Annotated in this window: 14 protein-coding genes; 8 read left to right on the plus strand and 6 right to left on the minus strand. The window is 71.7% G+C overall.

What is annotated here, in order from left to right:
* Positions 1 to 37: 37 nt before the first annotated feature.
* The gene (locus ACIPJI_RS30455) at positions 38 to 1,057 is read left to right on the plus strand and encodes a phosphotransferase family protein (protein WP_402249979.1); all 1,020 of its coding nucleotides are present in this window, start codon (positions 38 to 40) and stop codon (positions 1,055 to 1,057) included.
* A gap of 8 nt (positions 1,058 to 1,065) precedes the next feature.
* Positions 1,066 to 2,280: an acyl-CoA dehydrogenase family protein gene (locus ACIPJI_RS30460; protein WP_307705560.1), complete on the plus strand. Its 1,215-nt coding sequence runs from the start codon at positions 1,066 to 1,068 to the stop codon at positions 2,278 to 2,280.
* Between the two features lie 316 nt (positions 2,281 to 2,596).
* Here the strand turns inward: ACIPJI_RS30460 and ACIPJI_RS30465 are convergent, their stop codons facing one another.
* From ACIPJI_RS30465 to ACIPJI_RS30475, 3 genes are all read right to left on the minus strand, one after another.
* Positions 2,597 to 3,190: a TetR/AcrR family transcriptional regulator gene (locus tag ACIPJI_RS30465; RefSeq protein ID WP_307705561.1), complete on the minus strand. Its 594-nt coding sequence runs from the start codon at positions 3,188 to 3,190 to the stop codon at positions 2,597 to 2,599.
* Between the two features lie 62 nt (positions 3,191 to 3,252).
* Positions 3,253 to 4,905 carry a class I adenylate-forming enzyme family protein gene (locus tag ACIPJI_RS30470; RefSeq protein ID WP_402249982.1) on the minus strand — a complete coding sequence of 551 codons (1,653 nt, stop codon included), beginning with the start codon at positions 4,903 to 4,905 and terminating at the stop codon, positions 3,253 to 3,255.
* Complete coding sequence (locus ACIPJI_RS30475; protein WP_307705563.1) at positions 4,902 to 5,666, minus strand: SDR family oxidoreductase; 765 nt, start codon at positions 5,664 to 5,666, stop codon at positions 4,902 to 4,904. The genes ACIPJI_RS30470 and ACIPJI_RS30475 overlap by 4 nt, the downstream gene beginning before the upstream one ends.
* 161 nt (positions 5,667 to 5,827) lie before the next feature.
* Between ACIPJI_RS30475 and ACIPJI_RS30480 the strand changes: the two genes are divergently transcribed.
* The 4 genes from ACIPJI_RS30480 to ACIPJI_RS30495 all read left to right on the plus strand — a co-directional run bounded on the left by ACIPJI_RS30480 (position 5,828) and on the right by ACIPJI_RS30495 (position 10,613).
* Entirely contained in the window at positions 5,828 to 7,066 is a 1,239-nt protein-coding gene (locus ACIPJI_RS30480) for an exo-beta-N-acetylmuramidase NamZ domain-containing protein (protein WP_402249984.1), read from the plus strand.
* A 152-nt stretch (positions 7,067 to 7,218) separates the two neighbouring features.
* Entirely contained in the window at positions 7,219 to 8,538 is a 1,320-nt protein-coding gene (locus ACIPJI_RS30485) for an erythromycin esterase family protein (protein WP_402249987.1), read from the plus strand.
* A gap of 78 nt (positions 8,539 to 8,616) precedes the next feature.
* A complete protein-coding gene (locus ACIPJI_RS30490; RefSeq protein WP_307705566.1) occupies positions 8,617 to 9,900 on the plus strand; it encodes a serine-threonine protein kinase in 1,284 nt (427 codons plus the stop codon).
* A gap of 101 nt (positions 9,901 to 10,001) precedes the next feature.
* Positions 10,002 to 10,613 (plus strand): hypothetical protein, encoded by a 612-nt coding sequence (locus tag ACIPJI_RS30495; RefSeq protein WP_356622878.1) that lies wholly within the window; start codon positions 10,002 to 10,004, stop codon positions 10,611 to 10,613.
* Between the two features lie 41 nt (positions 10,614 to 10,654).
* Here the strand turns inward: ACIPJI_RS30495 and ACIPJI_RS30500 are convergent, their stop codons facing one another.
* A complete protein-coding gene (locus tag ACIPJI_RS30500) occupies positions 10,655 to 11,407 on the minus strand; it encodes a hypothetical protein (RefSeq protein WP_402249989.1) in 753 nt (250 codons plus the stop codon).
* A gap of 144 nt (positions 11,408 to 11,551) precedes the next feature.
* On the opposite strand from ACIPJI_RS30500, the gene ACIPJI_RS30505 reads away from it, so the two are divergent.
* Positions 11,552 to 12,625, plus strand: coding sequence for an RNA ligase (ATP) (locus ACIPJI_RS30505; RefSeq protein ID WP_356622880.1), 1,074 nt, complete (start codon positions 11,552 to 11,554; stop codon positions 12,623 to 12,625).
* A 78-nt stretch (positions 12,626 to 12,703) separates the two neighbouring features.
* Here the strand turns inward: ACIPJI_RS30505 and soxR are convergent, their stop codons facing one another.
* Complete coding sequence (gene soxR, locus ACIPJI_RS30510; protein ID WP_307705570.1) at positions 12,704 to 13,180, minus strand: redox-sensitive transcriptional activator SoxR; 477 nt, start codon at positions 13,178 to 13,180, stop codon at positions 12,704 to 12,706.
* Positions 13,181 to 13,287: 107 nt separating this feature from the next.
* Here soxR and ACIPJI_RS30515 point away from each other — a divergent pair, with 107 nt between their 5' ends.
* Positions 13,288 to 13,752, plus strand: a complete 465-nt coding sequence (locus ACIPJI_RS30515) for a MaoC family dehydratase (protein ID WP_307705571.1) — start codon at positions 13,288 to 13,290, stop codon at positions 13,750 to 13,752.
* On the opposite strand, the gene ACIPJI_RS30520 is transcribed toward ACIPJI_RS30515, so the two are convergent.
* Positions 13,740 to 14,378: a TetR/AcrR family transcriptional regulator gene (locus tag ACIPJI_RS30520; RefSeq protein ID WP_356622881.1), complete on the minus strand. Its 639-nt coding sequence runs from the start codon at positions 14,376 to 14,378 to the stop codon at positions 13,740 to 13,742. The two genes, ACIPJI_RS30515 and ACIPJI_RS30520, sit on opposite strands and share 13 nt — an antisense overlap.
* Between the last annotated feature and the right edge of the window lie 44 nt (positions 14,379 to 14,422).

Genomic DNA, 14,422 nt, shown 5'->3' on the forward strand with positions numbered 1-14,422 from the left:
AACGCGTTCCCCAGGACCGCCCCCGGAGGTGCGCATCATGAGCTCAGTCCCCCCAGGCCTCGATCCCGAGCAGCTGCGCGGTTATCTCGACCGTGAGCGGCCCGGACTGGTGGGCGGACCGCTCAGCGCCCGGCTGATCCAGGGCGGCCGCTCCAACCTCACCTACGCCGTCACCGACGGCACCACCCGATGGGTGGTGCGCCGGCCGCCGCTCGGCCATGTGCTGGCGACGGCGCACGACATGAAACGCGAGCACCGGGTCATCAACGCCCTGGCGCCGACCGCGGTCCCGGTGCCGCAGCCCGTGCTGCTGTGCGAGGACGAATCGGTCATCGGGTCCCCGTTCTACGTCATGGAGTTCGTGGACGGCACCCCCTACCGCACCGCGGAGCAGCTGGCCCCGCTCGGCGCGGAGCGCACCCGGGACGCCGTCCTCTCCCTCGTCGACACCCTCGTCGACCTCCACGCCGTCGACCCGGAGGCCGTCGGACTCGGCGACTTCGGCCGGCCGGAGGGCTTCCTCGACCGGCAGTTGCGGCGCTGGGGCAAGCAGCTCGCGGCCTCGCGCGGCCGCGACCTCGCCGGCATCGACGAATTGCACGCCGCGCTCGGGCGCGCGCTGCCCCACTCCCCCGCCGCCACCGTGGTCCACGGCGACTACCGCCTCGACAACGTCCTGATCGGCGACGACGACCGGATCAAGGCCGTCCTGGACTGGGAGATGTCCACCCTCGGCGACCCGCTGACCGACCTCGGCCTGCTGGTCATGTACAGCAAGCGGCTGGAACTGCCCGACTCCCCCGTCAGCACCACCGCGGGCGCCGCCGGCCACCCGTCCCCCGCCGAACTGATCGAGCGGTACGCGGAGCGCTCCGGCCGGGACACCTCGGCGATCTCCTGGTACGAGGCGTTCGCCTGGTTCAAGCTCGCCGTGATCCTCGAGGGCATCCACTACCGCTACACCCTCGGCCAGACCGTCGGCGCCGGATTCGACCGGATCGGCGATCTCGTCCCCCTCTTCATCGAGCACGGCCTCACCACCCTTCAGGAAGGCTGAAGTACCTCATGGACTTCGCATTCGACGCGCGCACCGAAGAGCTCCGCGGCAAACTGCTCGCCTTCATGGACGAGCACGTCTACCCGGCCGAGAAGATCGCGGAGGAGCAGCGCGCCGAGCTGGCCTCCCCGTGGGACACGCCCGCGATCGTGGACGAACTCAAGGCCGAGGCCCGCAAGCAGGGCCTGTGGAACCTCTTCCTCCCCGACTCCGAGTACGGTGCCGGGCTGACCAACCTCCAGTACGCGCCGCTCGCCGAGATCACCGGCCGCAGCCCGCACCTCGCACCGACCGCGCTGAACTGCGCGGCCCCGGACACCGGGAACATGGAGGTGCTCACCCAGTTCGGCTCCGCCGAGCAGAAGAAGCAGTGGCTCGAGCCGCTGCTCGCGGGCGAGATCCGCTCGGCGTTCGCGATGACCGAGCCCGAGGTGGCCTCCTCCGACGCGACCAACATCCGCACCCGCATCGACCGGGACGGCGACGAGTACGTCGTCAACGGCCGCAAGTGGTACATCTCCGGCGCCATGAACCCGGACTGCAAGATCTTCATCGTCATGGGCAAGACCGACCCGGACGGCGACGACATCCGCCGCCAGCAGTCGATGATCCTGGTGCCCCGTGACACCCCCGGCGTGCACGTGCAGCGCGCGATGCAGGTGTACGGCTACGAGGATCACTCCCACGGCGGCCACGCCGAAGTCGTCTTCGACGACGTACGGGTCCCCGCGACGAATCTGATCGGCGAGGAGGGCGGCGGCTTCGCCATCGCCCAGGCGCGGCTGGGACCGGGCCGCATCCACCACTGCATGCGGCTCATCGGGATGGCGGAGCGCGCGATCGAGCTGATGTGCCGGCGGGCCGTCTCCCGTACCGCCTTCGGCAAGCCGATCGCCCAGCAGGGCGTCGTCCAGAACTGGATCGCGGACGCCCGGGTCACCGTGGAGCAGCTGCGGCTGCTGGTGCTGAAGACGGCGTGGCTGATGGACACGGTCGGCAACCGCGGGGCCCACACCGAGATCCAGGCGATCAAGATCGCCACGCCGCGGGCGGTCGTCGACATCCTCGACAAGGCCGTCCAGGCGCACGGCGCGGGCGGCGTCAGCCAGGACTTCCCGCTGGCGGAGCTGTGGGCGGCGGCGCGGACGCTGAAGCTGGCGGACGGTCCGGACGAGGTGCATCAGCGGTCGCTGGCGCGGCGGGAGCTGAAGAAGTACGTGTGACGTGTGCGAGGACGGTCCCGCTCCGAGGGGCCGTCCTCCCAGAACCGGGCTCCGCCCGGACCCGTAACGCGCTTCGCGCGGTGTTTCGGGGGCTCCTCCCGCTACGGGCGGACCCCATCGGACCCCCGCGCCTCAAGGCGAGGCTGACAAAGTCGGCCCGCCCGGGGGCACCTCCCACGGCCGCCAGGCCGTAGGGAGATTGAGGGCACGGCCGAAGGCCGTACGGGGTCCGGGGCTTGCCCCGGTTTCGGGAAAGGGCCGGGTGGGGAACAGCCGCCGCGGGCGCCACGTCCGCGCAGCGGACACGGGCCCGCCGCTACGGCCGCAGCGCCCTCAGCAGCAGGTCCGCCAAGTGGTCCGCGACCTGTTGCTTCGTCAGGGGGCCGTCCGGGCGGTACCAGGTCGACAGGTGATGGATCGAGCCGAAGTGGTAGTCGACCACCAGGTCCGCCGGGGTGGCCGAGGAGAAGACGCCGTCCTGCTGCCCCTCCTCCACCAGCGCGCGGAAGCGCTCGTGGTAGCGGCGGCGTTCGGCGCGTACCTGCTTGTGCTTCTCCGGGCTCAGGTGGTGCATGGAGCGGAAGAAGATGTCCGCGTCGTCGAGGTTCTCGATCGTGGTGACGACAACGTCCGCCGCCGCCCCGCGCAGCCGGGACTCGACGGGCTCGTCGGCGTCCGCGTACGCGTCGAGGCGTTGCTGCTGGAGGCGGAGCACACGGGCGTAGACCTCGTGGAGGAGGTCCTCCTTCGAACCGAAGTAGTGGTAGAGGGCGCCCTTGGTGACGCCTGCCGCTTCCACGATCTCCTGCACCGAGGTGCGGTCGTAGCCGCGTTCCGCGAAGAGGCGGGTGGCGGCGGCCAGCAGCCTCTGCGGGACGGGGGTGCCGTCCCCGTCCGTCGTCCTGGCCATTGCCGCCACCCGCCTTTCTTTCTGTCTCCGGTGTGCTGTTCCGTGCCGTGCTCGGCCGGCTGCTACGCGGGGGAACGCAGTTCCCGCCTGAGGATCTTCCCACTTGTCGTCTTGGGGAGCTCCGGCAGGACCTCGACCTCGCGGGGGTACTTGTAGGCGGCCAGCCGCTCGGCGCAGTACGCGGAGATCTCTTCCGGTTCCGCCACCGCCCCGGGCCGCAGGCTGACGAACGCCTTCACGCTCTCCCCGCGGTAGGCGTCGGGGATGCCCACGACGGCCGCCTCGCGGACGTCGGGGTGGGTGTAGAGGACGTCCTCGACCTCGCGCGGCCAGACCTTGAAGCCGGAGGCGTTGATCATGTCCTTCTTGCGGTCGACGACGTAGAGCCAGCCGTCCGCGTCCATGAAGCCGATGTCGCCGGTGCGCAGTTCGCCGTCGGGGAAGGCTTCCGCGGTGGCCTCGGGGAGCCGCCAGTAGCCGGGTACCACCTGCGGACCCGACACCGCGATCTCGCCCTGTTCGCCGAAGGGCACGTCCTCGCCCTTGTCGTCGATGATCCGGACGACCGTGTCGGGACCGGGGAGTCCGACGGAGAGGGTGCCGGAGGCCGGGTCGACGGGGGCCTCCTTCTCCGGGGGTACGGAGGCGCAGGGGGCGGTGCACTCGGTGAGCCCGTAGCCGTTGCGGATGTAGGGGCCGAAGCCCGCTCTGAACTTCTCGACGAGCGCGGGCGGCACGGGCGCCCCGCCGGAGGAGATCACCCGGAAGGACTCGAAGTGCTCCGGGGTTGCGGAGGGGTGGGCGCCGAGGGCCATGAAGGCGGTCGAGGGGCCGACGGTGTACGCGGGGCGGTGCTCGAGGAACGCGTCGAGGACGACACCCGCCTCGAAGCGGTAGGCGAGCGCCAGGGTGCCCGCGCCCGCGATGCAGGCGGCGAGCTGGCAGACCATGCCGGTGATGTGGAACAGCGGCGCGAGCACGAAGTAACAGGCGCCTTCGGGTACGGGGTGGCCGGTGCGCTGGCGTTCCGCGTTGTAGGTGATGCCACCGTGCAGGTTCATGGCGCCCTTGGGGGTGCCGCTGGTGCCGGACGTGTAGCTGATCAGCGCGACGTCCGTGGCCGTGAGTTCGCGGCCGGCCGGTGCCGGCAGACCCTGGCGGGCGACGGCGAGGAGGTCGTCCGCGTCGTCGGCGGGCGCGGTGCGCCCGAAGCCGAGGACCCGTTCGTCGCCCCGCGTCTGGAGGTCGAGCTCGCAGGCGGTGAGGGCCACCCGCACCGGCGAGGCCGCGGCGCAGTCCCGCAGGTATCCCTCCCAGGCGCGGTCGGAGCAGATCAGCGCGCTCACTTCGGCGTCGGCGAGGACGTGCGCGACCTCGCCCGACTTGTACATCGGGTTGAGGGGGACGACGGTGGCCCCGGCCTTCCACGCGCCGAGCAGGGCGATCACGAAGTGCGGGGTGTTCTGGAGCATGATCGCGACCCGGTCGCCGCGGGAGATCCCGCGATCGGCGAGGTGCCCGGCGACGGAGTCGGACAGTTCGTCGGTCTCGCGGTAGGTCAGGCGCCCGTCGAAGTAGGCGAGCGCGGCGTGCCCGGGGGCTCGGCCGACGGCGGCGCGGAAGGCGTGCAGCACGGTCGCGGGCGGGTCGATCGGCGCCCGCTGGGCGTCGCTGAGCTGGGAGAGCCAGGGCTTGGCGGCGTATATGGAGCTCATCGGCGGGCCTCCTCCCACTTCTGCTGGAGGTGGCTCATGCCGGCCAGCCAGCGGTCGTTCTGCGTCGCGCGGGCCGCGTAGTAGCCCGCGACCTCCGCGTGCGGCAGGACGAGGAAGCGGTCCTCCGCCATGGCCGTGAAGAGAGAGTCGGCGACGTCCTCGGGCTCGATCGCGGTCGGGGTGAGGACGAGTTCGCCGGCGCTGCCGCTGGCGGTCAGCATGTCGGTCCGTACGCCCTGGGGGCAGATCGCGTGCACTTTGATCCCGCGGTGCCGGTAGGTGAGGGAGAGCCACTCGGCGTAGGCGAGGGCGCCGTGCTTGCTGACGCTGTAGGGCGCCGCGCCGATCATGGTGAGGAGTCCGGCGGCGGAGACGGTGGAGACGAAGCGTCCGGCGCCGCGCTCGAGCCAGTCGGGGAGCAGGATCCTGCTCGCGCGGACATGGGCCATCACGTTGACGTCCCAGGCCGCGGCCCATACGTCCTCGTCGGCGAAGGCGTCGCCGCCGGAGGCGAGTCCCGCGTTGGCGCAGTAGATGTCCACGACACCTCCGAGGGCGTCACGGGCCTCCTCGACGATCTGTGAGGCGTCGCCGGGGACGGCGACGGCGCCGATCTCGTCGGCGACGGTCTTGGCCTTGCCCGGGTCGATGTCGTTGACGACGACCTTGGCGCCTTCCGCGGCGAAGCGGCGGGCCAGTGCGGCTCCGATGCCTCCGCCCGCGCCCGTGACCACAACCCCAGCGCCCTGCACCGTACTCATCAGCTCCGCCTTTCCGTACACAGGTCCCGTGCGGGCAGACTAACCAGTCGGTATGTCACTTCGGAAGGGGGCGACAAGCACATGCCGGGGTCGTTCCCCAGGGCCGACATGAGCGCTAGCGTGCAGTGGTCATGACACACGGCGATCACGGAGGTAGCTCGATGAGCCTGTCCAGACGGGGTTTGCTGGTCGCGGGCGGCGGCGCGGTGGGGGCACTCGCCGCGGCCACCACGCCCGCAGCGGCGCAGGGCCGCGGCAGGGTCCACACCGGTTTCGAACGCCTGGTGGCCGACGGGTACGCGGCACTGTCCGGGCAGCGCGTCGGCATGGTCACCAACCCCACGGGCATCGCCCGCGACGTACGCCACATCGTGGACGTGATGCACGCCGACGACCGCGTGGACCTCGTCGCGGTCTTCGGCCCCGAGCACGGCTTCCGCGGCACCGCGCAGGCCGGCGGCTCCGAGGGCCGCTACGACGACCCGGCGACCGGGCTGCCCGTCTACGACACGTACCTCAAGAGCGGACAGCCGCTCGCCGACATCTTCACGGCCTCCGGCGTGGACACCGTCGTCTTCGACATCCAGGACGCGGGCGCCCGCTTCTACACGTACATCTGGACGCTGTTCGACTGCATGCAGGCGGCGGCACTCGCCGGCAAGCGCTTCGTCGTCCTCGACCGGCCGAACCCGGTCACCGGCAGGGCGGCGCTCGGGCCGGTGCTCGACAAGGCGTTCGCGACGTTCGTGGGCCGGGAACCGATCTCCCAGGCGCACGGCATGACCGTCGCCGAACTGGCGCTGCTGTTCAACGGCGAGTTCCTGTCCCGGCCGGTCGAGCTCGACATCGTACGGATGTCGGGGTGGCGGCGTGGCGACTTCTTCGACGACACGGGCCTGCCCTGGGTCCCGCCCAGCCCCAACATGCCCACCCCGGAGACGGCGCTGGTCTACTCCGGCACCTGCCTGTTCGAGGGCACGAACCTCTCCGAGGGCCGCGGCACCACCCGCCCCTTCGAGCTGCTGGGCGCGGAGGGTATCGGCCCGGCATGGGCGGAGGCGGCCAACGGTCTCGGTCTGCCCGGCGTCCGCTTCCGTGAGGCGTACTTCGCGCCCACCTTCTCCAAGTGGCAGGGCAGGACCGTCGGCGGCGTGCAGCTCCACGTCCACGACCGCAAGTCCTTCGACCCGGTCCGCGCGGGCATCGGCCTGCTGGTGACGGCGAAGCGGAGCTGGAGCGGCTTCGCCTGGCGCTCCGACAACTGGATCGACAAGCTGACCGGTTCCACCCGCGTGCGCACCCTGATCGACGCGGGCGCGGACACCGACGAGGTCGTCGGCGCCTGGCAGGACGATCTTGCCGCCTTCAGGGCCGTACGGAAGCGGTACCTGCGCTACTGAGCGTCCCTCACCCGGCCGGCGCCCGCACGAACGGCACCACCGGGCGAGCGTCCGGCCTGCCTCCCCGACGAAGGAGCCGGTGGGGAAATCCCCACCGCCGTAAGGGGACTGGCCCCATCGCGGGGCGGCCCGCGCGCCGTGAGGCTGGGTCCATGGATCTTTCACCGCGTCACCTCTTACGGATCCGGCTGCTGCTCCTGCCGGCCCTGCTGTCGCTCGTCGTCGCAGGGCCGGTGCGGGCGGAACCCCGCCACACCGACGCCCCCGTGCGCGCGCTCGCGCGGGCCGCGGAACCGCTGGGGGACCTGCGTCCGCTGGAGAAGGCGGTCGGGTCCGCGACGATCGTCGGTGTCGGCGAGGCGACCCACGGCTCCTCCGAGTTCTTCACCACCAAGCACCGGCTGTTCCGGTACCTCGTCGAGCACCAGGGCTTCACCACCTACGCCCTGGAGGCGAACTGGAGCGCCGGACTCCGGCTCAACGACCATGTCCTGTACGGCAAGGGCGACCCGCGCACGATCATGCGCGAGGAGTTCCAGGAGTCGTATCTGATCTGGCACACCCGCGAGTACCTGGACCTGATCCGCTGGATGCGGCAGCACAACCTCCGCCACCCGCAGCGGCCGGTGCAGTTCATGGGCAACGACCTCGCCTACGCGGGCCCGCGGCTGTTCGACGAGGTGACCGGGTACGTCGCGGAGCACTACCCGCGGCTGCTGCCCGAGTTCCGGCGGCTGTACGCGACGTCCCGGCCGACGGGCGGCGTCGAGGAGACCATCAAGGCGAACCTGCGCCGGCCGCTCCCCGAGCGCCGCGCCATGGCGGCGGACGTACAGCGCGCCCTCGCCCTGCTGGAGCGGCAGCGGCCGGGCCCCGACCTGCAGAGGCACGCGTGGGTCGTCCAGCACGCCCGGGCCATCGCCCAGACCGGGACCGAGTTCTCCTACGACCTGTTCGACCCGGCCCAGGTGGGCGCCGCGATGCGCTACCGGGACCAGGTCATGGCGGAGAACACGGTCTGGTGGCAGCGGCGGACCGGGCACCGCATGCTGCTCTCCGCGCACAACGGCCACGTCCGCCTGGAGACCAACAGCCCCGAGCTGTATCCGAAGGTCCAGGGCACGTTCCTGCGGGAGATGGTGGGCGACGACTACGTCAGCGTCGGATTCACCTTCGGCCGGGGCTCGTTCAACGCCCTGGACCTCACGGACCCCGCGGAACCTCTGCGCACCTTCTCCGTGGGGCCGCCGGCGCCGGGCAGCAACGAGCACACACTGGAGCGGGTGGCGCCCCACGACTACTACCTGGACCTGCGTACCGCTCCTCGAGCGGCCCGCGCCTGGCTGGGAGCCACCCGGCCGTCGAGGGACATCGGCAACGCCTGGCCTGCCGAACCCGAGCCGCTGCGGCTGGCCACCTCGTACGACGTCCTGATCCATCTGCACCGCGTCACCGCGGCCGACCGTCTCTGACTTCTCGCGGGGTATGGCCGTTTCTCCTCTTGCGCAGGATGCTGGGCCAGCAGCGGAGCGCAAGGGGAGGGGCGGGCCATGGCGGGCATGAGTGTGCAGCCGTACCGGGAGATCTGCTTCGACGCGGACGGCGACCCGGGCGGCGGACCGTACGACACGCTCGCCGGGCTGGATGTCACCGATCTCGTCGTCTTCGCACATGGCTGGAACAACTCCCCCGCCATGGCCCGCCGGCTGCACTCGGCGTTCTTCGCGCCCTTCCCCAAACTGGCGGGCGGAAGGCCGGGCACCCAGGTCGGGTACGCCGGCGTGCTGTGGCCCTCGATGCGGTACCCGGACGAGCCGTTCCCGGGCTCGGAGCCGGCGGACGACGCGAGGGCGCAGGGCCCCGGGCTGGACGGGGCGACGCGCGAGCTGCTCACCGGCCTGTTCCCCGGACACACGGCGACCGTCGAGCGGCTGGCGTGGCTGCTCGACCGGCAGCCGGACTCCCGGGCGGCCTTCGCCGAGTTCGGCATGCTGGCAAGGGAGTTGGCGGCGGTCCCGCCGGGCGGTCTGGAGGCCGGCTTCGCCGAGGACCTGCCGCGGGACGAGCAGAGCCCACCGGCCGTCCTGTACGAGGACCCCCTCACGTTCTGCCGGCGTCTCGCGGCGGCCCTCGGCGTCCACGCGCCGGACGGTGCGGCGGGGCCGGCCTGGCGGGGCGCGAAGGAGCTGCTGCGGCAGGCGACGTACTACGCGATGAAACGGCGGGCCGGCACCGTCGGCGAGCTCGGTCTCGGTCCGCTGCTGGGGCGGCTGTCCCGCTCGGCGCCCCGGATGCGCGTGCATCTCGTCGGACACGGTCCCGGCGCGAGGCTGGTCGCCTTCGCGCTGCGCGGGCTGCCGGAGGGGGCGTGCAACGTGAAGTCGGTGACGCTGCTCCAGGCGGCCTTCTCCCACTACGCGTTCGCCACCGGTCTGCCGAACGCGCCGTCCCGCCGCGGGGTGCTGGGCGGCTTCGAGCAGCTGGTCGACGGACCGGTGGTGGCGTGCCATTCACGGTACGACACCGCGCTCGGGGTGTTCTACCCGCTGGCGTCGAGCCTCGCCGGCGACACGCACGCCACTGCGGGGACCGACCCCAAGTGGTGGGCGATGGGACACGACGGCATCCACGGCGTCCCGGACACGCCACGGCTGACGCTGGACGAGGCCCTGCGCACCGGGATGCCGGCCACGGGCTGCGTCAGCGTCGACGCCTCCGTCGTGGTGCGCCACGGCCGACCACCGACGGGCGCGCACGGCGACATCTGTCACGAGGAACTGGCACGGGTGGTGCTGTCGGCGGGACGGATCGGAGGCACCGCGCCAGGGACGTGATCCGGCCGAACCGGCATGTTTCTCTTTTCGATGGAGCCGAAACGGGCACTCCTACGTCCATTCATCAACGCCGATGTACCAGCGACGGAGGTGGACTTGCGATGGCCGGTTTCCGGAGTCTCGCGAGACAGGTACGTGACCCACGGTGTGACTTGGCGCTTCGGCGCTACTCACTGCGCAAATGTCTGGAGCGCTTCGCCCCGTACGGGCACCGCGCCACATGGGACCACCTGTGCGGCAGGCACCGTATCGACCCGGAGGACAGGGCTCCGGATCCGGCGCGGCTGGTGGCCGCGCTCGAGGAACTGGAAGAGGCGCGGGCCGTCTGGCTCGCCTACGAGGACAACTTCGCGGACCGCCGCAAACGGGAGAAGCACGACGGGCTGCGGCGGCCCGGACACATCGACGACTGGCACCGCAGGACCTGGGGCGGCAACGGTGTGGCCCGTTGCGACACCCCGACGGAGCACCCGTCGGCGCCGCTGGCCGAGGTGCTGCGCCGCCTGATCGGCGCCCTGGAGGCGGAGCCGGACACGGCCTGCCCGGTGTGCTCGGACACGCACATCGTGTGGCGGCAGGACCTGGAGCACGAACCGTGGTCCGGGCCGGTCTGCACCGGCTGCGGCATCGTGGTCCCCCAGCCCGTGCTGACGGCGGAAGCCGTCTCCGCGGCGAAGCGGGCCGGCCGGCGAGAGCTCGCGTCCGTCGCCTGAGACGCGGGGGTTCCGGTACGGGGGCCGGAACCCGCCCGGGCTCAGGAGCCCGGCGCCGTGGCCCACACCTCCTCGGTCCAGCGCTCGTCGTACGGCAGGGCCAGCAGCCCGGTCCTGAACAGGAGCAACGGGTCGGCGCCGCAGGCGCGCAGTCGCGGGGGCGCGTGCTCGACGAGCCATGCCTGGAGCTCCGCGAGGGGCTCGTCGCGGTAGGGGTGGCACCACCAGCTGAAAAGGGACGACGTGAGGTCGCCGATCAGATCGTCGATCCACTGCTCGAGGCAATCGACCAGATGCCGGTCGGCCGGTCCGCCGAGCGGCTGCCCGGCCCACACGGCCAGGTACGGCGTCACGGTGGAGCCCGCGGTCACGCACGACTCGAACACCTTGTGCACCGGATACGGCGGTGCGTCCGAGGTGACCGTGTCCGCCCACCACGCCTCGAGGAACGCCCGCACGGCGCGGGCCTGTTCGGCCGGCCAGGTGCGCCAGCCGGAGCGGGCGAGGCCGGTCAGCTCATAGGCGTCGAGACCGGCGAACCGGCCCGTGGCCAGCCGCGCCGCCAGCTGCGGCAGGATCCGGCGCATCGCCGCCGGATGGTCGTCGAAGTGGTTCGGCACCTCATGGGCGAACATCCGCAGTACGTCGTCGGGCAGTTCCACGTCCGGCGTGCGCAGGAGCGCCGTCTCCTCGGGCAGATGGCACCTGCCGCAGCCCGTCTCCACGGGGCTGGTCATGCCTGCGAAGACCGTCCGTACGCGCTCCACCGCCGCGTCGAGTGCCGGTGAGGCCATGTGCGCCACATCCTGTCGAGTACTCCGGTCGCGGCTCGGCCCGCCGAAGGGCGCGACGCTACCAGGGTGGAAAACCGGTGGGCCACCGGGATTGCGCGGCACGACAGTTGGCGGTGATGCGAACCACCACCGAGGAGCCATGAGATGTCGACGCTGCGCGTCACCGCCGAACTGCTGACCGTTCACGAGCATCCGAACGCCGACGCCCTGGAACTGGCCCAGGTGGGCCTGTACCGGGCCGTCGTCGCGAAGGGTGTCTATCGCACCGGTGACGTGGCGCTCTACATCCCCGAGCAGGCGGTGCTCCCGGCGGCGCTCATCGACGAACTGGGGCTGACCGGCCGCTTGGCGGGCGGCGAGGCCAACCGGGTCAAGGCGGTGCGGCTGCGGGGCGAGCTCTCGCAGGGGATCGTGTGCCGGCCCCGGGCGCTCGCGGACGTCGATCTGGTGCGGGCGGCCGCGGACGGCACGGACTTCGCGGAGCTGCTCTCGATCACCAAGTGGGCGCCGCCGGTGCCGTCCAGGATGAGTGGCGACATCGAGGCGGCACCCGGTCTGCTGCCCTGGGTGGACATCGAGAATCTGCAGCGCTATCCGGGCATCTTCGAGCCGGGCGAGGCCGTCGTGATCACCGAGAAGCTGCACGGCACCGCATGCCTGACGACCTACAGCACGGCGGACGGCGGACGGGTGCAGGTCTCGTCCAAGGGCTTCGGCGCCAAGGGCCTGGCGCTCAAGCAGGACCCGGCCAACCTGTACTGGCGCGCGGTCCTCGGGCACGGTGTGCCCAAGATCGCGGCACGCCTGGCCGAGAGGCTGGGCGCGAGCCGGGTGGGGGTGTTCGCCGAGGTGTACGGCGCCGGGGTGCAGGACCTCGGCTACGGCAAGAACGCCAGGGCGGAGGCCGGGCCGGGCTATGCCGTGTTCGACATCTCCGCGGAGATCGACGGCCAGGTCCGCTGGCTGGACGCGGCGGCCGTCCTCGGCGGTGAACTGCCGGTGGTTCCCCGGCTGTTCGAGGGGCCGTACGACGTGGACACGGTGCTGGAGCTGGCGAACGGCCGTGAGACGGTGTCGGGCCGGCGACTGCACCTGAGGGAGGGCGTCGTCGTGCGGCCCGTGGTGGAGCGGTACAGCCCGGTCACGGGCGGGCGGGCGATCGCGAAGGCGGTCAGCCCGGCGTACCTGACCCGCAAGGGCGGTACGGAGTTCGAGTGACGTCCGCCCCGACGCGCGAGTACGCGCGGGGCGCTCGCGGGCCCGGTCCGAGGGGACCGGGCCCGTCGGCGTCCCCGGTCAGGCCCCGTCGCCCGTGCGGCGCCGCTCCGGCAGCAGCCGTGAACCGGTCAGCTGCTCGCCGAAGACGTCGTCCGGGTTGGACAGCACGCAGGTCTCCAGGGAGAGGCAGCCGCAGCCGATGCAGTCGGTCAGATGGTCGCGGAGCCGGCTGAGCTGCTTGATGCGCTCGTCGAGTTCGCCGCGCCAGGCGCGGGAGAGCCGGGCCCAGTCGTCACGGTCGGGCGTCCGCTCCTCCGGCAGCTCGGCGAGGGCGTCCCTGATCGTGGCGAGCGGGATGCCGACGCGCTGGGCGGCGCGCACGAAGGCGACCCGGCGCAGCGCGTCCCTGCTGTAGCGGCGCTGGTTCCCGCTGGTGCGGCGGCTGGTGATGAGGCCCTTGGACTCGTAGAAGTGCAGGGCGGACACGGCGGCTCCGCTGCGCGCCGAGAGCTGGCCGACCGTGAGCTCGTGGATCTTCTCTGGAATCTGTGGCACTCCTCGAAGCCTACTGGTCCGTCGTTGACAGGAGGGCGCCCACCCAACCATGCTGAGCAAGCGCTTAGACATGAGTGTCACAACGGTCGAGAGGCAGGCACCAGGACATGGCAGAGCCGAGGATCTTCACTTCCCCCGAGGAGCTGCGCGCAGGGGTGGGCGAGCAGCTGGGTCACAGCGACTGGCTCGAGGTCGACCAGAAGCGGATCGATCTCTTCGCCGACGCCACGGGCGACCACCAGTGGATCCATGTGGACCCCGAGCGTGCCGCGAGCGGCCCGTTCGGCACGACGATCGCCCACGGCTATCTGACGCTGTCGCTGCTGCCCGCCCTGGTGCCCCAGGTGCTCCGGGTCGAGGGCATGAAGATGGGCATCAACTACGGCACCAACAAGGTCCGTTTCCCCTCCCCCGTGCCCGTGGGCTCGCGGCTGCGGGCCACCGCGGTGCTGCAGAGCGTCGAGGAGGCGGGCAGCGGGGGCGTCCAGGTGACCGCCCTCGTCACCGTCGAGCGCGAGGGCGGCGACAAGCCGGTGTGCGTGGCGGAGTCGCTGTCGCGTTACTTCTTCTGAGCGCTCACCATGCGCAGGACGAGGTCGGCGTAGAGCGCGCCGACCTCGTCGGGCGTGCGGCGGCCCCGGGTGTTGAACCAGCGCGCCACGTCGATGCAGAGCGAGAGCACGGCGACCGCGGTCCCGGGCACGTCCGGCACGTCGAACTCGCCGGCCTCCACACCCTCTTGGAGGATGCGGCGCACCACGGCGTCGCTCTGCCTGCGCAGGCCGGTGATCTCGATGCGGTGGGTCTCGCTGAGCGCTTCGAGTTCGTACTGCACCACTCGGGCGGTGGTGTGCCGGCCGGCGTGCCAGCGGACGAACGAGCGCACGGCGTCGGCGAGCCGGTCGGTGGGCGTGCCCGCGCCGGCGTAGGCGGCGTCGAGGATCTGGAGGGCCTTGTCGTGCCCGATCCGGCTGATCCGGTGGAGCAGCTCTTCCTTGGTCTTGTAGTGGATGTAGAGCGCTGCCGGGCTCATGCCGGCCCGGCCGGCGATGTCCCGGGTGGTGGTCGCGTGGTAACCGCGCTCGGCGAAGGCCTCTACGGCGGCGATGAGCAGTTTCCTGGCCGCCTCAGGTGTGACCTCGTCCCACGGCTGCTCCCCGCCGGCCGCCCGGTCCGCCGTCTCGTCCGCCGCACTCATCGCTCGTTCGCCCCTTTCGTGGCACAGGACGAACACCATACCCC

The sequence above is a fragment of the Streptomyces sp. NPDC086835 genome (genome assembly GCF_044745705.1).
Taxonomy (GTDB): domain Bacteria; phylum Actinomycetota; class Actinomycetes; order Streptomycetales; family Streptomycetaceae; genus Streptomyces.